The following is a 22,266-nucleotide window of genomic DNA, read 5'->3' on the forward strand; positions in this document are numbered from 1 at the left end:
CCAGAAGAATCTGAGGCCGGGGATGTCAACATATCTGGCGTTGACTTTTGGCACGCTGTTGAGTTCTCAAGGAACGGACGCTTCCTTCGGACCGCTTTCCAGCGGACCCTCCGGGCTTCGTTCTTTCGTGTTTCCAGCTTACCAGATGTTTTCCGCTCCGTTTACCGGCGCTTCATTCATCCGATTCCCGCTGGGGGGATTTCCTGCGAACTTCATTCCGAAGCCTATCAAGGCTTTCGGAGTGCTCAGTCCGTGGGATCTGCTTCGTCGGAGGGTGCGCATTTCGTGAAATGCACTCGCCTCGATTCGGCGGTGTCGTAGACACTAACGCCCGGGCCCGACCGTTGTCCAGTCAGTCCCAACCGTTGAAACCTACTAGTCCGCCCTCACCACGTCAATGGTTCGGTCGGAACGAGAGGAAGACTAGCAGGTCAGGGGCCTGTCGATCACATCGGCTCAGGCCGCGACCGGCTGGAGGTCCGCCCGATCGGCCTCATCCAGGTCGCCGAACTCCCCGTCCTCGGCGGCCCGACGGCCCAGCACCAGGGCATAGAGGAGGAAGGCTGCCTCGGCCAGCACGCCGATGGAGATGCGGGCCCAGGTCGGCAGGCCGGACGGGGTCACGAAGGCCTCCAGGACACCGGAGACCGCCAGGACCGTCGCCAGGCCGATCGACATTCCGATGATCGCGCGGCCCTGTTCGGCCAGCGCCACCGAGCGGGTGCGCGGGCCGGGGTCGATCACGGTCCAGCCGAGGCGCAGGCCGAGGCCGCCGGCCACGAAGACCGCGGTCAGCTCCAGCAGACCGTGCGGGATGAGCAGACCGAGGAAGACGTCGAGGCGCCCGGCGGAGGCCATCAGTCCGACGCCGACGCCGAGGTTGACCACGTTGGTCCACATCACGTAGAGCACCGGAATGCCCAGCGCGATCCCGAACAGCAGGCACTGCACGGCGATCCAGGCGTTGTTCGTCCAGACCTGTGCCGCGAAGGAGCCGGCCGGCCGGTCCGAGTAGTACGTCTCGTACTGGCCGCCGGGGCGGGTCATCTCGTCGAGGTGCTCGGGGGCGATCAGGCTGTTGCGGACCTCGGGGTGGGTCGCCATCCACCAGGCGAGCAGTGCGGTGGCCACCATCGAGACGATCGCCACCGGCACCCACCAGCGGCGCGCGCGGTAGAGCGCGGCCGGGAAGCTCACCGTGTAGTAGCGGGCGACGTCCTGCCAGCCGTTGGTGCGGGCGCCGGTCACCGCGCTGCGGGCGCGGGAGACCAGCCCGGTCAGCCGGCTCACCAGGGCCGGATCGGGCGCCGCGGCCTGGACCTTGGCGAGGTGTCCGGTGGCACGCTGGTAGAGCGTGACCAGCTCGTCGGCCTCCTCCCCGCTGAGCCGGCGCCGACGGGCGAGGGCGTCCAGCCGGGCCCACTCCCCCTGGTGGGTGGCGACGAAGACGTCCAGGTCCATTTCGGCGGCTCCATGATCGGCGACGGGCGCGGACGTGCGTGCGCGGGCGGGTGGGTGCCAGACGGGCTGCGGGTCCGGGCGGACACGCGCGGCCCAGCATGCCAGCAGCGGCCGTCGCCCCGGCCGTCGGGATCTCACTTCCCGTGCGCCCACCGGGCCCCGTATGTTTGCGGCTGCGGATCTGACTGCGGAGAGCGGGTCAGGGGGAGCCGATCCGGGGTGACGCCCTCCCCCGGCACTGCCGCGCTCCCAGGGCCGGATCTCCATGGGCGAGCCGCACGGGCTCCAAGAACGTGAACGGACAGGTGTCTTGAGCGACCTGGTGACGGGTGAGGCGGTCGTCCTCGGCCTCCAGACGGCGAAGCTTCCGAGCAGGGCCCTGGCGATCGTGATCGACCTGTTGGTGGAGTTCGCCGCCCTGCTGGTGTTCACACTGCTGCTGAGCCTCGCCCTGATCGGCCTCGACGGCGCGGCGCTGGCCGCCGTGATGATCGGCCTGACGGTGTTCTTCCTGGTGGGCGTGCCCGTGATGGTCGAGACCCTCACCCGCGGCCGTTCGCTGGGCAAGGCCGCGCTCGGCCTGCGGGTGGTCCGCACCGACGGCGGGCCGGTGCGGTTCCGGCACTCGCTGGTGCGCGGACTGGTCGGCTTCTTCGAGATGATCGTGCTGACCGGCGCCCCGGCCGTGATCACCTCGGTGGTGCACTCGGACGGCAAGCGGCTCGGCGACATCTTCGCCGGGACGGTGGTCGTCCGTGAGCGCACCCCGGGCGCGGGCGGCTCCACCCCGCTGCCGCCGGTGCACCCGCACCTGCTGCAGTCGATGGGCCACGAGCTGGTCGCGATGGACCTGTCCGCCGTTCCGGAGCCGCTCTGGCTGGCCATCCGCCAACTGCTGGGACGGGTCGGCCAGTTGGACCCGGCAGTGATGATCCAGATGTCCACCCGGCTCGCCGGGGACCTGTCCGCCCGGATCGGCCACCCGATCCCGCCGGGGCTGCACCCGGCGGCCTACCTGGGCGCGGTGCTGACCGAGCGCCAGCGGCGGGAGTGGACACGCGCCCAGGAGCAGCTGTGGGCGGCCGGGCCGATGTCCGCCCAGCCGGCCCCCGCCCAGGTACCCGCTCCCCGCCCGGCCTCCGGTCCGGTGCCGGCGGCCGCACCGGCGGGCGCGGCCGACGGACGGCCCGTCCGCGTCCTCGGCCTGCCGGCGCAGCAGCCCGCTCCCGCGACCCCGGCCGTCGCACCGACGCCCGTCCAGTCCGCCGGCCCGGTGCCGGCGGCCGCACCGGCGGCTCCGTCCCTCGACAAGCCCGCCGCCGGCACCGGCTTCGCCCCGCCCGCCTGAGCCCCCGCCCGCCTGAGCCCCGCCCGTCTGAGTCCCGCCCGTCTGAGTCCCGCCCGTCTGAGCCCCGCCCGCCCGAACCGGGCCGCCACGGCCGGGCGGACCGGCTACTCCTCCTCCGCCCCCACCCGCCAGGCGTTCGGCGGCGACTCCAGCTCCTCCAGCTCGATCCCCTGAGCCGCCAGCACCACGTCCCCCGACAGGTGCACGACCTGCTGCTCGCCCGTCTCCAGGTCCGCCACCTGGTACCGCTCGACCAGCAGCGGCCCGGAGTCCGTCTGGTGGGTGTCGACGCCCTCCAGCAGCCACCCCTGGTCGAGGGTGCGCGGCGCCAGCACCGGCTCGGTGAAGGCCACCAGCCGCACCCGCGCGCTCGCCCCCTCCCGCAGCCTCAGCAGCCGGGCGGTGGCGACCAGGAAGCCCGGCGAGCGGCCGGTGAAGGCGTGCGCCCGGTCGTGGCCCTCCGCCGCGTGCTCGCCGCCGGGGTCGGACGCGTCGGTGCGGACCCAGGCGACCCCGTCCACCGCCCCGCCGCGCACCTGCCAGCCGCCGGCCCGCAGCTCCATCCGCAGCGGCCGGGCACGCGAGTCCAGCGTGAGGTCGGTACTGGCGAGCACCCGGCCGTCCGGCGCGTAGGTCTTGGAGACGTACCGCCACCCGGCCGCCCCGGGCGCGCAGCTGAAGCGCTCCTCCCCGAGCGGGACGTGGTCGTGAGGGTCGTGGAGCGAGTACCGGCCGTTGGGCATGCCGGAAAGCCTACGGGTGCACCGCGCGTGCAACCTTCCGGCCGGTGCCCGCATTAGAGCGGCGGACGGCGCGGCTGGGCGTCGCCACCACGACGAGAGGGGGTGCGGATGGCGGAGCGGACGCGCGACACGGAGTTCACCGAGTACCTGGCCTCCAGGAGCGGCTGGCTGCGCAAGGTCGCCTATCTGCTGTGCGGGGACTGGCACCGGGCCGACGACCTGGTGCAGGAGTGCGCGACCAAGCTGTACGTGAACTGGTCACGGGCCGGCCGGGTGGAGAACCTGGACGGCTACGCCCGCAGGGTGCTGGTCAACACCTTCCTCGCCGAGCAGCGCACGTCCTGGTGGCGGCGGACGACGCGGACCGCGACGCCGGCGGAGGTCGCGTCGGTGGCGGCCGACCTCGACGTCCAGCTCGACCTGCGCAAGGCGCTGGCCGCGCTGCCGCCCAGGCAGCGGGCCACCGTGGTGCTCCGGTACTACTGCGACCTCACGGTCGATCAGACCGCCGATGCGATGCGCTGCTCCTCGGGCAATGTGAAGAGCCAGACCTCGCGCGCCCTCGCCACCCTCCGGACGACGCTCGCCCCTCGTCCCACCACCGCCGAGAGGACGTCATGAGGTCGCACGAGCAGCGTGATCTGACCGCCCGGCTGAGCGCCCTCGCCGAGGCCCCGGCGCCGCCCGCCGCACTCGACGCCTCGGCGGCGATCGCCCGCGGACGGGTCCGGCTGCGCCGCCGCCGGCGCGCCCTGGTCGGCGCGGTGGCCGGGTCAACCGCCGCCGTACTGGCCGGTGTGCTGCTGTTGCGCCCGTCCGGCGGACCGCCCGTGCCGGCCGTCCCCGCGCCGACCGCCCCGTCCTCGCTCGCGCCGTCCCCGACCCCGCCGTCCCCGACCGCCACACCGCAGCCGACGGCGGCCGCCGGTCCGCTGAGCGCCGAGGCCCGCTTCGGCTGGCTGCCGCCGTGGCTGGCCCGGCCGTCCGTCGGCTACGCGAACAGCGACGGCCGGTCCGTCCTCACCGCGGCCACCACGACCGCCGTCGAGAACGCCGTCCCCACCCTGAAGCTCGAACTGCTGCGCGGCCCCGGCGAGTCCCTCGCCCCCGGGGTGCACACGGTCGCCGCGCCCGCGGTCGCCGGCCGGGAGGCCCGGTGGCTGGTCACCGACGCGTCGGGAGTCCCGGTCGGCCTGCGCTGGATGACCGCCTCCGGCCGCTGGGCCGAACTGAGGGCCACGCTGTGGACGGGGGCGAAGGTCAAGGAGGACCTGCTCAGGGTCGCGGCCGGCGTCGAGTTCGGCGACCGGGAGGTCCCGTTCCCGGTGCGGCCGACCGGCGTGCCCGCCGAGCTCAAGCCGCGCAACGTCGAGATCCACCGGCCATCGAAGGACGGCGAGCCCCCGTGGAGCGCCATCCTGTCGTACACCGTCGACGGGAAGTGGCTGAGCGTCACCGTCCAGCCGGAGAGCTTCGGGGTGTTCGTCGACGGCAGGCCGGACGGCGGAACCCCGGTGTGCCGCGTCGGGAAGGGCGTCCGGCTCTGCGCCAACGGGACGGCCGCGGGGAGCCCGGCGGTGCAGCAGGCCGGCGGACTGGCGGGCCTGCTCGACCGGTTCACCGTGCTCGGCGCGGACGAGGCCTCCTGGACCGCGACGGACCCCGCCGGCACGCCCCGCTGACACGGCGACCCACAGCCCCGCAGACGCCGGCGGCCGGCGCCTCCCGAGGGAAGCGCCGGCCGCCGGACGGTGCACCGGTCAGTAGCGGTACTGCTCGGCCTTGTACGGGCCCTCGACCGGAACGCCGATGTAGTCGGCCTGCTCCTGGGTCAGGGTGGTCAGCTTCACGCCCAGCGCGTCGAGGTGCAGGCGGGCGACCTTCTCGTCCAGGTGCTTCGGCAGCACGTAGACGCCGATCGGGTACTGCTCGGTCTTCGTGAACAGCTCGATCTGGGCGATCGTCTGGTTGGCGAAGGAGTTGGACATCACGAAGGACGGGTGGCCGGTCGCGTTGCCCAGGTTCAGCAGGCGGCCCTCGGACAGCATGATGATGGTGTGGCCGTCGGCGAAGCGCCACTCGTGGACCTGCGGCTTGACCTCGGTCTTCACGATGCCGGGCAGCTTCGCCAGGCCCGCGATGTCGATCTCGTTGTCGAAGTGGCCGATGTTGCCGACGATCGCCTGGTGCTTCATCTGCTCCATGTGCGAGGCAAGGATGATGTCCTTGTTGCCCGTGGTGGTGATGAAGATGTCGGCGATCGAGACGACGTCCTCCAGGGTGGTGACCTGGTAGCCGTCCATCGCGGCCTGGAGCGCGCAGATCGGGTCGATCTCGGTGATGATCACGCGGGCGCCCTGGCCGCGCAGCGACTCGGCGCAGCCCTTGCCGACGTCGCCGTAGCCGCAGACGACGGCGACCTTGCCGCCGATCAGGACGTCGGTGGCGCGGTTGATGCCGTCGATCAGCGAGTGGCGGCAGCCGTACTTGTTGTCGAACTTCGACTTGGTGACGGCGTCGTTGACGTTGATGGCCGGGAACAGCAGCTTGCCGTCACGGTGCATCTCGTACAGGCGGTGGACACCGGTGGTGGTCTCCTCGGTCACGCCCTTGATCGTGGCGGCGACCTCGGTCCACTTGTTCGGGGTGTCCTTGAGGGTGCGGTTGAGCAGCTCCAGGATGATCCGGAACTCGTCGTTGTCCGCGGTGGACGGGTCCGGCGCGGCGCCGGCCTTCTCGAACTCGACGCCCTTGTGGATCAGCAGGGTGGCGTCGCCGCCGTCGTCCAGGATCATGTTCGGGGTCTTGCCGTCGGGCCAGGTCAGGGCCTGCTCGGTGCACCACCAGTACTCGTCCAGGGTCTCGCCCTTCCAGGCGAAGACCGGCACGCCCTGCGGGTTCTCCGGGGTGCCCTCCGGGCCGACGGCGATGGCCGCGGCCGCGTGGTCCTGGGTGGAGAAGATGTTGCAGGAGCACCAGCGGACCTCGGCGCCGAGCGCCGTCAGGGTCTCGATCAGGACGGCGGTCTGCACGGTCATGTGCAGCGAGCCGGTGATCCGGGCGCCGGCCAGCGGCTGCGACTCGGCGTACTCGGCGCGGATCGCCATCAGGCCGGGCATCTCGTGCTCGGCCAGCTGGATCTCCTTGCGGCCGAACGGCGCCAGGGAAAGGTCGGCGACCTTGAAGTCACCGGTGATGTCGGTCGACATGCGTCTGCTCCTCGCTGATGGGGGTGGGGCCAAAGGTCCGGGCGTGCGTCGCGCGCGGCCGTACGGGTGCACGGCCGTGCCGGGACCGCCGGGTCCGTGGTGGACCGGCCTCCCGTTGCGCAGCACAAACCGTCGGAGGACCTCTGTCCCTCGACCGGCGCACACCCTACGGGTGCGGACCGCCGATCGACCGCCATCAGCAGCGACGTTCTGGCTCTGGTGACGAATCTACACCGACGGCCCAGTCGGCCGTCCGCCGATGACCGATTTCGGCCCCCGGACCGACCGGCTCCGCGGCCGGGCCCCGGGGGCTCCGACCGCGCGGCCGGGAGGGGTCAGTGCTCGCCCGCCGGGCCCGGACCACCGGGCGTGGCGGCCGGGTCGTCGCCCGCCGCGGCCTTCTCGGCGCTGTACACGTCGGGCTCCAGGTAGATCGCCCGGGCGATCGGGACGACCGCGCGGACCCGCTCCTCGGCCGCGTCGATCGCCTCCGCCACCCGGGCGGCGCTGTCCTCGGCGTTGACGGCGATCTTGGCGGCGACCAGCAGCTCCTCCGGGCCGAGGTGCAGGGTGCGCATGTGGATCACCCCGGTGACCGTCTCGCCGTCCACCAGCGCCTCCCGGATCCGGCTCACCGACTCCTTGCTCGCCGACTCGCCGAGCAGCAGCGACTTGGTCTCCAGGGCGAGCACCACGGCGATCACCACCAGCAGGACGCCGATGCACAGGGTGCCGACGCCGTCCCAGACACCGTTCCCGGTGATCACGGTGAGCCCGACGCCGAACAGCGCGAGCACCAGACCGATCAGCGCGCCGGTGTCCTCCAGCAGCACCACCGGCAGTTCCGGCGCCTTGGCGGTGCGGATGAACTGCACCCAGCCCTGCCGGCCCTTGGCCTTGGCGGACTCCCGCATCGCGGTGAGGAAGGACCAGCCCTCCATCACGATGGCGAAGAGCAGCACGCCGACCGCCCAGCCCCAGGAGTCCAGCGTCTCCGGGTGGCTGATCTTGTGCCAGCCCTCGTAGATCGCGAACAGGCCGCCGACGCTGAACAGCACGATGGCCACCAGGAAGCCGTACACGTAGCGCTCGCGGCCGTACCCGAACGGGTGCTCCTCGTCGGCCGCCCGGCGCGCCCGCTTGCCGCCGACCAGCAGCAGCACCTGGTTGCCGGAGTCGGCCACCGAGTGCACGCCCTCGGCCAGCATCGAGGAGGAGCCGGTGAAACCGAAGGCGGTGAACTTGCCCGCCGCGATCGCCAGGTTCGCGGACAGTGCCGCGATCAGTGCCTTGGTGCCGCCTTCGGTACTCATGCTTCCAGGTCCTCACGGGTCGGTACGGCTCGTCGAGCGCTTACCGTACCCGGCGGGGGCTTCCGGCCGTCTCAGACCTGCGCGGCGGCGAGCCCCAGGTAGACGGCGGCGAAGTCGGTCAGCGCGACCAGGTCGGCCAGCGCGTGCAGCGCGTCCGGCCGGGTGCTCGCGTACTCGGTCAGCCGGACGTCGTGCGCGGCGGCCAGCCGGTGCGCCCGGGCCACGCCGAAGCTGCGCGGCCCCGCGTCCTCCTCCGGCACCTCGGCCGGGCCGTCCTGCTCGCCCTCGGCCGCCGGGCCGGCCGCGCCCGGGGCGTGCCGCAGCAGCAGCACCTGGAGGTGCAGCGGGTCCGGCTCCTCGACCCGGTCGCGGAAGAAGTCGTCCGGGTCGGCGCCCGCGCCCAACTGCCCGGTGAACATGCCGCGGTGGGCGGTGAGCACCTGCGGCAGCGGCCCGGCCAGCGCCGGGCGCCCGGCCCGGTCGGCCAGCTGGGCGGCGAAACGGGAGGCGGCCGCCCCGGCGATCGGGCCCTCGGCCCACAGCAGCGGGACCGTCCCGGCCAGCCGGGCGGCCAGGCCCTTCGCCGGGTTGGTGTACGCGGCGGCGTCCGGGCGGCAGCGCACCGCGGTGGCGTCCAGCAGGTCGGCGACGGCCGGCAGCGCGTCGTACGGCAGCTGGGTGAGGCCGATCTTCTGGGCCAGCGCCAGCAGCGGGGTGAGGTGGGACCAGAGCGCCGCCGGGTCCTCGGCCGGCAGGTCCGGCTCGGCGGCCGCCACCGGCGCGGGCTCCTCGGACAGCACCGAGGCCACGAAGGGCAGCGGCAGCGCGCGCACCTGCAAGGCGGCCTCGGCCAGCGCGCTGCCGGCCGGGGCGGTGACGACGATCGCGCAGCCGCGCGCGTACGCCTGCTCGGCGAGGCCGACCAGGCCCCGCTCGCCGCCGTCGGCGGAGCTGATCACCAGCAGGTCCAGCGGGCCGGCCCAGCCGGGCAGCTGCCAGCCGAGCCCGGCGGTGAAGGCGGGCGGGGCGCCGGCCCGGTCGGCGCGCGGGGCGGCCGCCTCGGTCGGCGGCACCACGGTGATCAGCGAGGCCGTACCGGCCAGCGCGGACAGCATCTCGGCGGCGGTCAGCGCGCTGCCGTGCCCCGCGACCAGGACGGCCCGCGGGCGGCCGTCCGGCCGCAGCCGGTCGAGGCCGGCCGCCTCGGCCTGCCGCAGCGCGGTGCGGACCCGCGCGCCCGCACCGGCCAGGGCCAGCAGGGCGCGGTCGTGGTCGGCGCGCCGAAGGGCGGCCGGATCGTCGAGCAGGGTGTCGTCGAGCATGCGGCGAACCTCCGGCTGCGGTCCTCTGGGCGCGCGCTCCGCTGCGCGCCGGGCGGTCGGGTGGGGCGGCCGGGGCGCGGATCGCGCCCCGGGGAACGCCCCCAGCATCAGGCCGGGCGGCGGGCCTCGTCCACCAGGAGGACCGGAATGCCCTCGCGGACCGGGTACGCGAGGCCGCAGTCCGCGCCGGTGCAGACCAGCTCGGGCTGCTCCTCGGTACCGCCCTCGACGAGCGCGGCCCGGCACTGCGGGCAGACCAGGATCTCCAGCAGGAAGGATTCGAGCTTCATGGGGCTCTCCAAAGTTCGGGGGTGGCACGAAGGTGCCCCGGCCGAGAGGAAACCCTACCGGCCGGGGCAGCGGGGCCCGTGATCAGGCTCGTGGCTCAGCCGCGGACGACGGCGAGCACGCCGTCGCGCAGCTCGGCCATCTTCGCCGGGTCCTTGGCCTCGACGTTCAGGCGCAGCAGCGGCTCGGTGTTGGAGGCGCGCAGGTTGAACCACCAGTCCGGGCCGGCCACGGTCAGGCCGTCCAGCTCGTCCACCGTGGTGCCCTCCCCTCCGGCGAAGGCGGCGCGGACGGCGGCGGTGCTGGCGGCCTGGTCGGCCACGGTGCTGTTGATCTCGCCGGAGGCGGCGTAGCGGTCGTACTCGGCGGTGAGCGCGGACAGCGAACCCGGCTGCCCGCCGAGCGCGGCCAGCACGTGCAGGGCGGCCAGCATGCCGGTGTCGGCGCGCCAGAAGTCGCGGAAGTAGTAGTGCGCGGAGTGCTCGCCGCCGAAGACGGCGTCGGTCTCGGCCATCTCCTGCTTGATGAAGGAGTGGCCGACCCGGGTGCGCACCGGCTTGGCACCGAGCTCGCGGACCACCTCGGGGACGGTCCAGGAGGTGATCAGGTTGTGGATGACCGTCGGCTCGGCCTCGCCGGCGGCGCGGGCGCGGGCGACCTCGCGGACGGCGACCAGGGCGGTGATCGCCGACGGGGAGACCGGCTCGCCGCGCTCGTCCACGACGAAGCAGCGGTCGGCGTCGCCGTCGAAGGCCAGGCCCACGTCGGCGCCGACCTCGCGGACCTTGGCCTGGAGGTCGACCAGGTTCTTCGGGTCGAGCGGGTTGGCCTCGTGGTTCGGGAAGGTGCCGTCCAGCTCGAAGTACATCGGGACGAGCTCGATCGGCAGGCCGTCGAAGACGGTCGGCACGGTGTGGCCGCCCATGCCGTTGCCGGCGTCCACCGCGACCTTGAGCGGGCGGATCCCGGTGAGGTCGACCAGGCCCAGCAGGTGGTCGGCGTAGCCCCGCAGGGTGTCCTGGGCGGACAGCCCGCCCGGCTTCACGTCCTTGGCCGGAACCGTGACGGTGTCGTCCTCGGCCGTCCAGGACTCGACCAGCTCGCGGATCTCGGCCAGGCCGGTGTCCTGGCCGACCGGGGCGGCACCGGCCCGGCACAGCTTGATGCCGTTGTACTGGGCCGGGTTGTGGCTGGCGGTGAACATCGCGCCGGGCAGGTCCAGCTTGCCGCTGGCGTAGTACAGCTGGTCGGTGGAGCACAGCCCGATCTGCACCACGTCGGCGCCGTAGGCCGCGGCACCCTCGGCGAAGGCCAGGCTCAGCGCCGGGGAGGAGGGCCGCATGTCGTGCCCGACCACGATCGCGGTCGCGCCGGTGACCTGCACGAACGCGGCACCGAAGGCCCGGGACAGGCTCTCGTCCCACTGGTCCGGGACGACGCCTCGGACGTCGTACGCCTTCACGAGCTGCTTGAGGTCGCGCACTGCGGCTCCACCCTGGTCTTAGGACTGATCACGAAACGTCGGGGCCGCGCGCGTCGGTCGACGGGCGCGGTGACGGTAGACGGGCAGCGTACCCGGGCCGGACGAATGCCCCGTGCCGGGTGAGGGGTCAGTTGTCGGGCGAGCGCAGGACCCGGAGGTGGCCGCGACGGCCGCCCTCGGTGGACTCGCCCTCGGGGCCGCGGCCCTGACGGGAGGTCTGCGGGCGGGCGGCCTCGCGCACGGCGTTGGCCAGCGCCTCCAGGTCGTCGCTGCTGCGGCGCAGCGGCCCGGTCTCGACGGCGAGCCGGACGACCTCCCAGCCGCGCGGGGCGGTGAGGCGCTCGGCGTGCTCGGCGCACAGGTCGTAGCAGTGCGGCTCGGCGTAGGTGGCGAGCGGGCCGAGGACGGCGGTGGAGTCCGCGTAGACGTACGTCAGCGTCGCCACGGCCGGCCGGCCGCACGCGGTCCGCGAACAACGACGTACAGAGCTCACGAGGGTGGACGGTACCGCACTCCCCGCCGGGGAGCGAAGACCGCCTGCCCGGAAGGGGTGCCGTGTCGCACCGCGGGCGCCGGGGCCGCGTCTCGACGCCCCGTGCGATTCCCCGTCGGAGTGGTCCACTTCCGACCGTCCAAGGACTACCCTCGGCAGTGATATGGACAGCTCCGCACCGCAGTCATCGACAGGCCCGGCGCGCCGCCCCCGGCACCGCGACCGGCACGGGCGGGGCCTGCGCGGCCCGCTGGCGCCGCCGCAGGTGCCGATCTCGCTCACCCGCTCCGAACTGTTCGACGACTACGTGCGCGAGTCGGTGGAGCGCCTCGAACGGCGTTGGCCGCAGTTGATCGAGGTGGAGTTCGCCGTCCAGGAGGTGCCGCTGCACGAGCCGGACGGCGCCGACGTCGAGGACGGCGTGCCGCTGGGCCGGGTGTCACCGGGCCAGCAGGGGCGCAAGAGCCAGATCGTGGTGTACCGGCGGCCGGTGGAGATCCGGGCGAAGACCCGGGAGGACCGCGCGGCGCTGGTGCACGAGATCCTGATCGAACAGGTCGCCGAGCTGCTGGGGCTGTCCCCGGACGCCATCGACCCGCGCTACGACGAGGACTGACCCCACCGGGGCGGCACCGGGAGTGCCGCCCCGTCGGACGCTCAGCGCAGGACGACGCCCGGGTCCTGGCCAGCCTGCGGGACCTTGACGGTGCTGCGGTCGTCGCGCAGCGCCTGGACGGTGAACATCGGCACGTCCTTGGCCGGCAGGGACAGCATCCGGGCGGCCACCACCGGGCCGCCGGAGACGGTCTCCGCGGTGAGCGCGAAGACGCCGTTCAGCCCGGCGGGCTCGGGGGCCGGGAGGGCGACCGTGCCGCCGGCCGGGATCTGGACCTCCTTGGTGGCCGGGGTGCCGCCGCCGCTGCCGGCCGAGGCGGTGACCCGGACGGTGGCGGCCTCGCCGCTGGAGGTCAGGTAGAGCGTGGAGGCGCCGGCCCGGTTGTCGGCGACGGTGGCGCGGGCGCCGACCGGGTCGCTGCCGGTGAGCCAGGCCGCGTCGGACTTGCCGTTGGCCGCCGCCCGGTCGATCCGCAGGCCGGCCACGACCGGGGTCCGGTGCTTGTCGTCGCTCGGCGACAGCCGCAGCCCGGCGACCTCGTCGCGGGTGACCTTGCCGAGGTCGACGGCGGCCACCATGCCCGCCTTGACGTGGATGGACTCGTTGCCGGCCGGGCTGAACCAGCCGTTCTTGCCGGACAGCTGGATCTTGAGGTCCGCGTCGTCCTCCGGCGGCGCCCAGACCACCAGGCGGGCGGAGGCGGTGTCGGCGGGCAGGCCGGGCAGCACCTGGACGGGGGCCGGGTCGGCCGAGGCCGGGATCCAGTCCGCGCCCTTGCCGCCGTCGGCGGCGTGCAGCGCGGCGCCGACCCGTCCGGAGCGCACCACCACGTGCACCGCGAGGTCGGCGACCGCGCCCTTGCTGATGGTCGGCAGCAGGACGGACTGGGAGCTGCCGGGCGAGACGGTGATCCCGTTGGCCGCGTCGTTGTCGATCAGGCCCTTGTCGCCGTACAGCTTGATGTCGACCACCGCGGCGGAGGACTCGGTGTTGACCAGGCTGAGGTAGTCCACCCGGTCGCCGGCGGTGCTGGCCCCGGCGAACCAGAAGCCGGTCCCGGCCGGGGTGCAGGTGAGGCCGGACAGGCCCGTGCCGCGCTGCTCGGTGACCACCGTGGTCTGGGTGGCGGTGAAGCCGGGGGCGAGGGAGCCGGTGGCGACCGCCCCGGTGCCGGGCGCGGCGTCGCCGTTGGCGGCCGGGCCGGTGACCGGGGTTCCGGGCTTGGACACCGTCAGCCGGGCGTCGGCGGGCGCCGCGTTCTTGTCCTGGGCCGGGGCGGTGGGGGCGCCCGAGCCGGTCGGGGCCGGGGCCGCCGGGGCGGTGGGGGCGGCGCTCGGCTGGGCGGCGGGCACGGCCGGCGCGGCGGCGTCGGAGAGCCAGCCGGCCCCGCCGGTGGCGGAGCCCGTCCCGGGCGGGGTGTAGGCGGTGAGCGTGGTGGAGCCGGTCAGGCCCTGGATCGGCTGCGGGCAGACCGCCGAGGTCCGCTCGACCTGCGCGGTGGTCGGGGCGGCCCCGGTGCCCGCCTTGGCCGGGGCGGCCGGCGGGCGCACCTCGGCGATCCCGAACACCGCCGCGAGCACCACGGCCGCGGCGAGCAGGGACGGGGTGGTCCTGGCCGCGCCGCCGGCCCCGGCGGCCCCCCCGGCGAACGGGCTGCGGCTGCGGGCGGGGCGGCCGGCCGGGGCGGGCCCGGACGGCTCCGCCGCGACGGCGGGCCCGGCCGGCTCGCCGGGGGTACCGCCGGGGCCGGACTTCTTCCTGAATGCGGGCTTCTTCATCGCGGGTCAGCTCCCCGATCCGTGCTGGTGCGGGTACCGGCCGGGGCCGTTGGGGTCGTTCGGGTCGTAGTAGGGCTCGCCCTGCTGCTGCCCGGGCAGCCAGGGCTGCTGCTCCGGCTGCTGCTGGTGGCCGTCGTACCCGTGGGCGTCGTAGCCGTACGGCTGCTGCTGCTGTTCGGGCTGGTACGGCTGCTCGTAGCCCTGCGGCCCGCCACCGTCGTACCCGTGGGCCTCGTAGCCGTGGGCCTCGTAGCCCTGGCCGCCGTACGGCGCGGCGACCGGCTGCTGGGCCGCGTACTGGTCGTAGCTGTACGGGTCGGCCTGCTGGTACGCCTGGTACGGGTCGGTGTACTGCTCGGCGTCCTGGATGGCGGCGGCCGCCTGGACGGCCCCGGTCACCGGCTCGCCGGTGGGCTGGGCCGGGATCGCGCCCGGGCGGTCGTACACCCCGGACTCCTCGGCACCGCCCTCGGCGCCGTCCGCGCCCTCGCCGCCCTCGCCGCGCTCGGCCATCCGGCGGGCCCGGCGGCTGCCGGGGGTGGGGGCCTGCGCCTGGGCGGCGGCGGCCAGCGCGGCGGCGGCGACCGCCTCCTCGGGCAGGTCGTCGTCCTTGTGGCTGCGGCGGCCGGGCAGGGCCAGCACCAGGATGGTGAGGCCGAGCAGCACCTGGGCCCAGATCCAGCCGGTGTGGGCGGCGCCGCCCTCCCGGGTGACGGTCAGCTTGCCGCCGGCGGCCGGGAGCTTGAAGCCCTGCGCCCAGCCGTCGACCGTGGCGGGCTCCAGCGCGGTGCCGTCCACGGTGGCCTTCCACTCCGGGGCGGCGGACTCGGCGAGCCGCAGCACCCGGCCGTCCGGGCCGGCCGGGACGGTGGTGGACAGGTCGCGGGTCCCGGACGGGACGACCACCGGGTTGGCGCCCGGGGCGGTGATCACCGCGCGGACCGCGGGGGTGCCGTTGACCTGCCAGAGCGCGGCGGAGCCGTCCTGGTTGGCCTTGACCAGGCCGGGGGTGGTGTCCAGGACGTCCTTGAAGGCGTCGATCACCGGCTGCTGGACCAGCACGTAGGCGATGCCGTAGCCGGCCAGGGCGCTCGCCTGGTCGGCGCCGGAGCCGGCCAGCAGGCTGCCGACCATCTTGTTCAGGCCGTCCTGGGTGCCGGTCGCCGGGTCGACGGTGGACTCGGCCTGGCCGAGCGTCAGACCGGCGCCGCGCAGCACGGTGTAGCGGACCGCGCCGCCGCCCTTCTCCCCGGTGACGACCAGGGTGCGGGCCCGGTCGGTGGTGCCCGCCTCCTCGGCGATGAACGCGGGGACCTGGTCGGACTGGCCGCGGTGCAGCGGGCCGCCGGCGCCGGTCAGCGCCCACCACAGGCCGGTGCCGAGCGGGGCCAGCACGGCCGCGGCCACCACCAGGGCGGCCACCGGCTGGCGCCAGCCGAAGGCGATCCCGGCCACGCGGGCGTTGGCGCCGTCGGCGCCGATCGCGGCGGCGGCCAGCAGGGCGATCCCGGCGATCAGGGTGGCCGGGCCGGCCCAGGCGGGCACCGCCGGGCCGCCGGAGGCCGGGGTGACGGAGGTGCCCGCCACCGCGACCGCGAAGACCAGGCCGGCACCGGCCGCGCCCCAGGCGGCGAGCACCGCGCGGCGGCGGTCGGCGCGCAGCAGCGCGGCCAGCGCGGCGAGCACGACACCCGCCGAGAGCCAGACCGGCGGCACCCCGGCGCCGCCCGGGTTGACCAGCAGCAGGCCGGCCGCGCTCGCGCCGCTGCCGTGCAGGCCGGGCAGCCCGGCCTCCAGCAGCAGCCACTGCGGGTGCGCCAGAACCTTGAGCGACCACGGGGCCAGCACCACGACCGGCACCGCCAGGATCACCAGGACGCGCAGGCCGAGCAGTCGCAGCGCCGCGCCGCCGGAGCCGAAGGCGCCGCCGCGCAGCACCGCGACGACCAGCATCGCCAGGCAGAGCGGCACCGCGAGCGCCCACGTTATCGGGACGAAGGCGGTGGCCAGGGTGAGCAGCAGGACGGTCATCCAGACCGGGCGCCAGCCCGGGCGGGCGCCCTTGGCGGCGCTCTCGTCCCGGATGCCGAGGCCGGCCGCGATGGCGGCGGCGCGGGCCAGCGGCGGCAGCAGCACGGCCAGCACGGCGGTGCCGATCCGGCCCTGGGCGAGGGCGCCGGTCGCGGCGGGCAGCAGCGCGTAGGTGGCACTGGCCCAGGCGCGGACCACCTTGGAGTCCAGCAGCGGCCGGGACACCAGGTAGGCGCTGACCGCGGACAGCGGGACGGCGAGCACCACGATCAGGGTGAGCGCGAGGTCGGCGTGGCCGAACAGCAGCCAGGAGAGCACGGCGAGCACGCCGAGGTACGGCGGTGCGGCGGCGGTGGAGCCGGTGCCGACCGGGTGCCAGGCGTCCGCGTACATCGACCAGAGGCCGCCGGCCCCGTCGGCCGCGGGCAGCAGGGCGCCGCCGAACAGCTCGCCGCTGCCGAGCAGGCCGCGGCAGGCGATCAGGGCGAACACCAGCAGGGCCGCGAACAGCACCGGCGCCGGGCGCCGGGCGAGCTTCTTGAGCAGCGCGAACTGCTCGACGACCAGGTCCTCGGCGTCCTCGTCGCCGCCGGCCTCGACCGAGCCGTGCCGGCCGCCGGTGTCGTCGCCGCCCCCTATCCCGAGCGAGCCGATGACGCCCTCGACCGCCAGCCTGGTGGTGGCGCCGGGGGCCGGGAAGAGCGTGCGGTCGTCCAGGGCGTCCGCCGCCCGGGACTTGGCACGGCGTTTGCGCGCGGCCAACAGCCGTGGGAAGCGGACGAGTTCGTGGCCGAGGCCGGCGAGTTCGTCGAAGGCCTGGCGCGGGTCCTTGCCGAGCAGGTTGGTGACGGCCCGCACCAGGGTGCCGAGCACCAACCGCAGCAGGACGTAGGGGAACAGCGCGCCCTTGCAGTTGGTGAGCAGGGTGTAGACGGCGCCGGCCTTGTCCACCCGGTGCGGGTGGGAGGGGCCGCAGTCGATCGCGCGGCGCTCGCGGGAGGAGGCCTCGGCGTGCCGCAGCACGGCGTCGGGGGCGACCACCACGCGGTGGCCGGCGGCGTTGACCCGCCAGCAGAAGTCGGTGTCGTCCCGCATCAGCGGGAGGGCCCGGTCGAAGCCGCCGAGCTCCTCGAAGACGTCCCGGCGCACCAGCATGCCCGCACTGGAGACGGCGAGCACCGGGCGGACCTGGTCGTGCTGGCCCTGGTCCTGCTCGCGGCGGTCCAGGCCGGTCCAGCGACGGCCGGAGTGGGCGATGGTGACGCCGACCTCCAAGAGCTGGCGGCGGTCGTACCAGCTGCGCAGCTTGGGGCCGACCACGGCGGCGCTGGGGGTGGAGTCGGCGACCTGGAGCAGTCGGCGCAGCGCGTCGGTCTGCGGCTCGCAGTCGTCGTGCAGCAGCCAGAGCCACTCGACCGGCCGGGTCTCGCGGGGGCCGCCACGGCCGAGGTCGTCCTCCTGGGCGAGCGGGTCGCCGAAGTCGTCCCAGCCGCCGGTGACCGGGTCGTAGCCGGAGGGGTCGAGCCGGTACGGCAGGTCCTCCGGACGCAGGGGCGCGCTGCTCGACACGGCCTCGGCGACGGCGGTGCCGAAGCCGGCCCGGCGGCCGAGGACCAGCGGGCCGCTGTCGGGCAGCCAGTCGGCGAGGGTGTCGGCGAGCAGTTGCGGAGAGTTGTCGGTGGATCCGGTGTCGACCGCGAGGATCCGCTGGACCTGGCGGTCCTGACCGAGCAGGCCGGCCAGGGCCTGCGGCAGCCAGCGGGCGCCGTCGTGCGAGACGATCACGGCGGTGACCAGGTGGCGCGGATAGGCGGGCGGCCGGGAAGCGGTGAAGCCGCTCTGGTGGCTGTAGACGGTCATCGAGTGCGCGGGCCCCAGTTCTCGGTGGACACAGCCGGTGAACGGCAACCGGATGGCGCACCACACTAACGGCTCCGGGTGGCCGCTTCGTCCGGGGTGTGCGTGCGGAGGCCGTGAAGGGGGCTCCGGGACGCTCCGGGAAGCTCCGGGAACGCGAAAGCGCCCCACCACCGCGGTGAGGCGCCCGTACAGCTGTGCGGTTGTCCCTCGTTGTCGGAGGGTCAGCGGGGGTCAGCGGCCGCCCGGTCAGACCGCGCTCTTCTTGAGCCGACGGCGCTCGCGCTCGGAGAGGCCGCCCCAGATGCCGAAGCGCTCGTCATTGGCGAGGGCGTACTCCAGGCATTCCGAGCGGACCTCGCAGGCGAGGCAGACCTTCTTGGCCTCGCGGGTCGAGCCGCCCTTCTCGGGGAAGAAGGACTCGGGGTCGGTCTGGGCGCACAACGCGCGCTCCTGCCAGCCGAGTTCCTCCTCGTCCTCCGCGATGCCGTCCCCGATCAACAGCTCAAAGAGCTCGCTCATGTGGCGCGCCTCCTCTGCCCCTACTTGGCGTCCCCGTGGTTGCCGTTGCCTCGTGCGGCTGACGACACGAGTGAAATTACAGTTGCGTCACTCTGGCCCAGTCAAGCCGAGCTCTGGTATTGGGGCCGGGATTCACTCCCTGGCACCAAGCCGTTACGAATAGTGTACATATCCGGACACATCGGACCTTCCGCCTCAAGGTCCTGAACGGTGCCGAACCGTCCGCAACCCTTCACCAGGTGACGCTCGGTCACCGTCACAGGCCGGTCATCGGCCTGCCTTCCCGGCGATCTTCCCATCGAAACATAGAGAGTGATGAATCACCCCATCAGGGAAAGATCCGGACCTAACCCACTCGAATGCCGCATCCTTCGGTTTGACACCGGCCCTGCGGATGCGGTGTCCTTGCTGCTATGTCAGAGTTCGCCACCCCCCGGAGCGGTTCCACCCTCCGCCGTGCCGTGAACTCCTGTTGTCGCCTCTGTTCCTGCTGTATCTAGGCGCCCGCGTCCCACCGCGCGCCGCCCCCAGGAAACACAGAGGCCGCCCGCGATTCCCGTCCCAGGACATCCCGGATCCGGCCGATCCCACGAACCGGCCGACCCTTCCGAGGACGACTCCCGTGCGCATGATCCGCATCCGCAGGCGGAACCGCGACCGCAACAAGCTCGCCCGCCGCGGCCCCGCCACCGCACCCGCCGGCACCCCGACCGGCACTCCCAGCGGCATCCCCACCGGCGCCCTCGTCGGCGCCCGGACCCGCCGGTGGGCCGACGGCCTCAGCGACGTCTCCATCGCCGGCGACCCGCTCGCCTTCCCCCACCTGGCCCGCACCGACCTGCCGGCCCACCCCACCACCGTCGCCGGGTACGCCCGGCTGGTGCGCGAGATCGCCGCCGACCGCGCCCGCTGGGAACCGCTCGTCCGCTACGACGCGCTCACCCGCTGGTACGCCCGGCTGGAGACCGGCCCCGGCTACGAGGTCTGGCTGCTCAGCTGGCTGCCCGGCCAGTCCAGCGGCTTCCACGACCACGGCGAGTCCTCCGGCGTGATGAGCGTCGTCAAGGGCGAACTGATCGAACGCTCCCTCACTCTCCCCCAGCCTTCGGCCGGGGGTACCCCCAGCGGCGCACTTGCCCGCACCCTGCGGCCCGGCGGACAGCGCGTCTTCTCCTCCGGCTACCTGCACGAGGTCGTCAACGGCGCGCTCGAGCCCGCCGTCTCCATCCACCTCTACACCCCGGGCCTGACCGAGATGAACCAGTACGGCGCCACCGCCGTACCGGAGCAGCACTCCGAGCAGCAGGCGCCGGCCGGGTCGCACTGATCTCGGCTGACGGCGAGTCCGACCGTGGCAGGATGACCCCCATGCGCATCGTGGCACTGGCAGGCGGAATCGGCGGAGCGCGCTTCCTGCGCGGACTCCGCGCGGCGATCGGACCGCAGGACGAGATCACCGTCATCGGCAACACCGGCGACGACATCCACCTCTACGGCCTCAAGGTCTGCCCCGACCTCGACACCGTGATGTACACCCTCGGCGGCGGCATCCACGAGGAACAGGGCTGGGGCCGGACCGACGAGACCTGGTCCATCAAGGCCGAGATGAAGGAGTACGGCGTCGGCCCCGAATGGTTCGGGCTCGGCGACCGGGACTTCGCCACCCACCTCGTGCGCAGCCAGATGCTGACCGCCGGGTACAGCCTCAGCCAGGTCACCGAGGCGCTGTGCGTGCGGTGGAAGCCGGGCGTGCGGCTGCTGCCGATGAGCGACGACCGCGTCGAGACCCACGTGCGGATCACCGACGAGCAGGGCACCCGGGCGATCCACTTCCAGGAGTACTGGGTCAAGCTGCACGCCGCGGTGGACGCCGAGGCGATCGTCGCGGTCGGCGCCGACACCGCCAAGCCCGCGCCCGGCGTGCTGGAGGCCATCGCCGGGGCGGACGTCATCCTCTTCCCGCCGTCCAACCCGGTGGTCTCGATCGGCACCATCCTCGCCGTCCCCGGCATCCGGGAGGCGGTCGCCGCCGCGCCCGCGCCGGTCGTCGGGCTCTCCCCGATCATCGGCGGGGCGCCGGTGCGGGGCATGGCCGACAAGGTGCTCGCCGCCGTCGGCGTGGAGGCCACGGCGGACGCGGTCGCGGTCCACTACGGGGCGGACCTGATCGACGGATGGCTGGTGGACACCGTGGACGCGGCGTCGGTGGCCGCGGTCGAGGCCGCCGGGATCGCCTGCCGGGCCGTCCCGCTGCTGATGACCGACGTCGAGGCCACCGCCGAGATGGCGCGGGCGGCGCTGGCGCTGGCGGAGCAGGTGCGGACCTCGGCGGAGCAGGTGCGGAAGTGACTGCGTCGCTGGAGGTCCTGGGCGTCGACGGCATCCCCGAGGTCGAAGCCGGGGCGGACCTGGGCGAGCTCATCGCCAAGGCGGGGACGTACCAGGACGGCGACATCCTGCTGGTCACCTCGAAGATCGTCAGCAAGGCCGAGGGACGGCTGCTGCACGCCACCGACCGCGAGGCCGCGATCGACGCCGAGACCGTCCGGGTCGTCGCGCGGCGCGGGCCGATCCGGATCGTCGAGAACCGCAACGGCTTCGTCATGGCCGCCGCCGGGGTCGACGCCTCCAACACCGCCCCCGGCACCGTCCTGCTGCTGCCCGAGGACCCGGACGCCTCCGCACGGGCCCTGCGGGCCAGGCTCCGGCAGCTCACCGGCCGCCGGCTCGCCGTCGTCGTCACCGACACCTTCGGACGGCCCTGGCGCGACGGGCTGACCGACGTGGCGATCGGCGCCGCCGGGCTCCCCGTCCTGGAGGACCACCGGGGCCGCACCGACAGCCACGGCAACGCGCTGGAGATGACCGTCACCGCGACGGCCGACGAACTCGCCGCCGCCGCCGACCTCGTGAAGGGCAAGGCCACCGGCATCCCGGTCGCCGTCGTACGGGGACTCGGACACCTCGTCACCGCCGAGGACGGCGAAGGCGTCCGGCCGCTGATCCGGCCCTCCGTCAACGACATGTTCCGGCTCGGCACCTCGGAAGCCCTGCGGCAGGCCGTCACCCTGCGGCGCACCGTCCGCTCCTTCACGGCCGAACCGGTCGACCCGGCGGCCGTCCGCCGCGCCGTGGCCGCCGCCGTCACCGCGCCCGCCCCGCACCACACCACGCCGTGGCGGTTCGTCCTGCTCGAGTCGGCGGAGACCCGGACGCGGCTGCTCGACGCGATGCTCGGAGCCTGGCAGCGCGACCTGCGGGAGCTCGACGGCTGGGACGAGGCGAAGATCGCCCGGCGCACCGCTCGCGGGAACGTGCTGCGCGACGCCCCCTACCTGGTGGTGCCGTGCCTGGTGATGGACGGATCGCACGACTATCCGGACGCGCGGCGGGCCGCCGCCGAACGGGAGATGTTCACGGTCGCCATGGGGGCCGCGGTGCAGAACCTGCTGGTCGCGCTCACCGGCGAGGGGTACGGGTCGGCCTGGGTTTCGTCGACCATGTTCTGCCGGGAGACGGTGCGGGAGGTGCTGGAGCTTCCGGAGGGGTGGGATCCGATGGGGGCGGTTGCGGTGGGGCGGCCGGCGGAGGGGGCTAGGGCTCGGGGGGAGCGGGGGGCTGAGGGGTTCGTCGTGGTGCGGTAGATGGGTGGGGGCTGGTGTGGTCGGGGGGCTCTCGGGAGGGTGGGGCGTGGGGGGGGGGGGGGGGGGCCCCCCCCCCCCCCCCCCGGCCCCCCCCGGGGCGTTTTAAAAAAATAAAAAGACCAACCAACAAAAAAAATTTTTTAAAGGGGTGGGCGGTA

At 74.1% G+C, this 22,266-nt stretch carries 19 protein-coding genes; 8 read left to right on the forward strand and 11 right to left on the reverse strand.

Annotated elements, in window-relative coordinates; all coding sequences use genetic code 11:
* Nucleotides 1-289, forward strand: a 289-nt coding sequence (locus ACFWP2_RS36730; RefSeq protein ID WP_380459910.1) for a hypothetical protein, incomplete at its 5' end; no start/stop codon positions are given.
* Between the two features lie 167 nt (nt 290-456).
* On the opposite strand, the gene ACFWP2_RS36735 is transcribed toward ACFWP2_RS36730, so the two are convergent.
* The gene (locus ACFWP2_RS36735; RefSeq protein WP_380459912.1) at nt 457-1,461 is read right to left on the reverse strand and encodes a stage II sporulation protein M; all 1,005 of its coding nucleotides are present in this window, start codon (nt 1,459-1,461) and stop codon (nt 457-459) included.
* Nucleotides 1,462-1,771: 310 nt separating this feature from the next.
* On the opposite strand from ACFWP2_RS36735, the gene ACFWP2_RS36740 reads away from it, so the two are divergent.
* Nucleotides 1,772-2,809 (forward strand): RDD family protein, encoded by a 1,038-nt coding sequence (locus tag ACFWP2_RS36740; protein ID WP_380459914.1) that lies wholly within the window; start codon nt 1,772-1,774, stop codon nt 2,807-2,809.
* Between the two features lie 104 nt (nt 2,810-2,913).
* Here ACFWP2_RS36740 and ACFWP2_RS36745 read toward each other — a convergent pair whose 3' ends face one another.
* Nucleotides 2,914-3,552: a hypothetical protein gene (locus tag ACFWP2_RS36745; RefSeq protein WP_380459916.1), complete on the reverse strand. Its 639-nt coding sequence runs from the start codon at nt 3,550-3,552 to the stop codon at nt 2,914-2,916.
* 108 nt (nt 3,553-3,660) lie between these two features.
* On the opposite strand from ACFWP2_RS36745, the gene ACFWP2_RS36750 reads away from it, so the two are divergent.
* Both ACFWP2_RS36750 and ACFWP2_RS36755 read left to right on the forward strand, forming a co-directional pair.
* A complete protein-coding gene (locus ACFWP2_RS36750) occupies nt 3,661-4,173 on the forward strand; it encodes a SigE family RNA polymerase sigma factor (protein ID WP_380459918.1) in 513 nt (170 codons plus the stop codon).
* Entirely contained in the window at nt 4,170-5,234 is a 1,065-nt protein-coding gene (locus ACFWP2_RS36755) for a hypothetical protein (protein ID WP_380459920.1), read from the forward strand. Before ACFWP2_RS36750 ends, ACFWP2_RS36755 begins: the two co-directional genes overlap by 4 nt.
* Before the next feature lie 78 nt (nt 5,235-5,312).
* Here ACFWP2_RS36755 and ahcY read toward each other — a convergent pair whose 3' ends face one another.
* From ahcY to ACFWP2_RS36785, 6 genes are all read right to left on the reverse strand, one after another.
* Nucleotides 5,313-6,761, reverse strand: coding sequence for an adenosylhomocysteinase (gene ahcY, locus ACFWP2_RS36760; RefSeq protein ID WP_380459922.1), 1,449 nt, complete (start codon nt 6,759-6,761; stop codon nt 5,313-5,315).
* A gap of 335 nt (nt 6,762-7,096) precedes the next feature.
* Complete coding sequence (locus ACFWP2_RS36765) at nt 7,097-8,074, reverse strand: cation diffusion facilitator family transporter (protein ID WP_380459924.1); 978 nt, start codon at nt 8,072-8,074, stop codon at nt 7,097-7,099.
* Nucleotides 8,075-8,145: 71 nt separating this feature from the next.
* The gene (locus ACFWP2_RS36770) at nt 8,146-9,396 is read right to left on the reverse strand and encodes an SIS domain-containing protein (protein ID WP_380459926.1); all 1,251 of its coding nucleotides are present in this window, start codon (nt 9,394-9,396) and stop codon (nt 8,146-8,148) included.
* A 107-nt stretch (nt 9,397-9,503) separates the two neighbouring features.
* The gene (locus ACFWP2_RS36775; RefSeq protein WP_049659271.1) at nt 9,504-9,686 is read right to left on the reverse strand and encodes a Trm112 family protein; all 183 of its coding nucleotides are present in this window, start codon (nt 9,684-9,686) and stop codon (nt 9,504-9,506) included.
* Between the two features lie 95 nt (nt 9,687-9,781).
* Nucleotides 9,782-11,167, reverse strand: coding sequence for a phosphomannomutase/phosphoglucomutase (locus tag ACFWP2_RS36780; RefSeq protein ID WP_380459929.1), 1,386 nt, complete (start codon nt 11,165-11,167; stop codon nt 9,782-9,784).
* Nucleotides 11,168-11,294: 127 nt separating this feature from the next.
* A complete protein-coding gene (locus ACFWP2_RS36785) occupies nt 11,295-11,660 on the reverse strand; it encodes a DUF3499 domain-containing protein (protein ID WP_380459931.1) in 366 nt (121 codons plus the stop codon).
* 163 nt (nt 11,661-11,823) lie between these two features.
* Here ACFWP2_RS36785 and ACFWP2_RS36790 point away from each other — a divergent pair, with 163 nt between their 5' ends.
* Nucleotides 11,824-12,276 carry a metallopeptidase family protein gene (locus tag ACFWP2_RS36790; protein ID WP_360356537.1) on the forward strand — a complete coding sequence of 151 codons (453 nt, stop codon included), beginning with the start codon at nt 11,824-11,826 and terminating at the stop codon, nt 12,274-12,276.
* Between the two features lie 41 nt (nt 12,277-12,317).
* Here ACFWP2_RS36790 and ACFWP2_RS36795 read toward each other — a convergent pair whose 3' ends face one another.
* From ACFWP2_RS36795 to ACFWP2_RS36805, 3 genes are all read right to left on the reverse strand, one after another.
* Entirely contained in the window at nt 12,318-14,054 is a 1,737-nt protein-coding gene (locus ACFWP2_RS36795; protein ID WP_380459934.1) for a DUF5719 family protein, read from the reverse strand.
* Between the two features lie 6 nt (nt 14,055-14,060).
* Nucleotides 14,061-17,945 (reverse strand): glycosyltransferase, encoded by a 3,885-nt coding sequence (locus ACFWP2_RS36800; protein WP_380459936.1) that lies wholly within the window; start codon nt 17,943-17,945, stop codon nt 14,061-14,063.
* 246 nt (nt 17,946-18,191) lie between these two features.
* A complete protein-coding gene (locus tag ACFWP2_RS36805; RefSeq protein ID WP_030062195.1) occupies nt 18,192-18,464 on the reverse strand; it encodes a WhiB family transcriptional regulator in 273 nt (90 codons plus the stop codon).
* Between the two features lie 727 nt (nt 18,465-19,191).
* Here ACFWP2_RS36805 and ACFWP2_RS36810 point away from each other — a divergent pair.
* The 3 genes from ACFWP2_RS36810 to ACFWP2_RS36820 are packed head-to-tail and all read left to right on the forward strand — an operon-like array spanning nt 19,192 to nt 22,108.
* A complete protein-coding gene (locus ACFWP2_RS36810; RefSeq protein ID WP_380459977.1) occupies nt 19,192-19,791 on the forward strand; it encodes a cysteine dioxygenase in 600 nt (199 codons plus the stop codon).
* A 41-nt stretch (nt 19,792-19,832) separates the two neighbouring features.
* Nucleotides 19,833-20,813 carry a 2-phospho-L-lactate transferase gene (gene cofD / locus ACFWP2_RS36815; protein WP_380459939.1) on the forward strand — a complete coding sequence of 327 codons (981 nt, stop codon included), beginning with the start codon at nt 19,833-19,835 and terminating at the stop codon, nt 20,811-20,813.
* Nucleotides 20,810-22,108, forward strand: coding sequence for a coenzyme F420-0:L-glutamate ligase (locus ACFWP2_RS36820; protein WP_380459941.1), 1,299 nt, complete (start codon nt 20,810-20,812; stop codon nt 22,106-22,108). Before cofD ends, ACFWP2_RS36820 begins: the two co-directional genes overlap by 4 nt.
* The last annotated feature ends 158 nt before the right edge of the window (nt 22,109-22,266 follow it).

Source organism: Kitasatospora sp. NPDC058444 (genome assembly GCF_042721415.1).
GTDB lineage: Bacteria > Actinomycetota > Actinomycetes > Streptomycetales > Streptomycetaceae > Kitasatospora.

Bases quoted from the DNA above. Each gene is read 5' to 3' on its own strand.
- ACFWP2_RS36735 (WP_380459912.1), bottom strand. From the start codon at position 1,461: ATGGACCTGGACGTCTTCGTCGCCACCCACCAGGGGGAGTGGGCCCGG.
- ACFWP2_RS36745 (WP_380459916.1), bottom strand. From the start codon at position 3,552: ATGCCCAACGGCCGGTACTCGCTCCACGACCCTCACGACCACGTCCCG.
- ACFWP2_RS36750 (WP_380459918.1), top strand. From the start codon at position 3,661: ATGGCGGAGCGGACGCGCGACACGGAGTTCACCGAGTACCTGGCCTCC.
- ACFWP2_RS36755 (WP_380459920.1), top strand. From the start codon at position 4,170: ATGAGGTCGCACGAGCAGCGTGATCTGACCGCCCGGCTGAGCGCCCTC.
- ahcY (WP_380459922.1), bottom strand. From the start codon at position 6,761: ATGTCGACCGACATCACCGGTGACTTCAAGGTCGCCGACCTTTCCCTG.
- ACFWP2_RS36765 (WP_380459924.1), bottom strand. From the start codon at position 8,074: ATGAGTACCGAAGGCGGCACCAAGGCACTGATCGCGGCACTGTCCGCG.
- ACFWP2_RS36770 (WP_380459926.1), bottom strand. From the start codon at position 9,396: ATGCTCGACGACACCCTGCTCGACGATCCGGCCGCCCTTCGGCGCGCC.
- ACFWP2_RS36775 (WP_049659271.1), bottom strand. From the start codon at position 9,686: ATGAAGCTCGAATCCTTCCTGCTGGAGATCCTGGTCTGCCCGCAGTGC.
- ACFWP2_RS36790 (WP_360356537.1), top strand. From the start codon at position 11,824: ATGGACAGCTCCGCACCGCAGTCATCGACAGGCCCGGCGCGCCGCCCC.
- ACFWP2_RS36795 (WP_380459934.1), bottom strand. From the start codon at position 14,054: ATGAAGAAGCCCGCATTCAGGAAGAAGTCCGGCCCCGGCGGTACCCCC.
- ACFWP2_RS36800 (WP_380459936.1), bottom strand. From the start codon at position 17,945: ATGACCGTCTACAGCCACCAGAGCGGCTTCACCGCTTCCCGGCCGCCC.
- ACFWP2_RS36805 (WP_030062195.1), bottom strand. From the start codon at position 18,464: ATGAGCGAGCTCTTTGAGCTGTTGATCGGGGACGGCATCGCGGAGGAC.
- cofD (WP_380459939.1), top strand. From the start codon at position 19,833: ATGCGCATCGTGGCACTGGCAGGCGGAATCGGCGGAGCGCGCTTCCTG.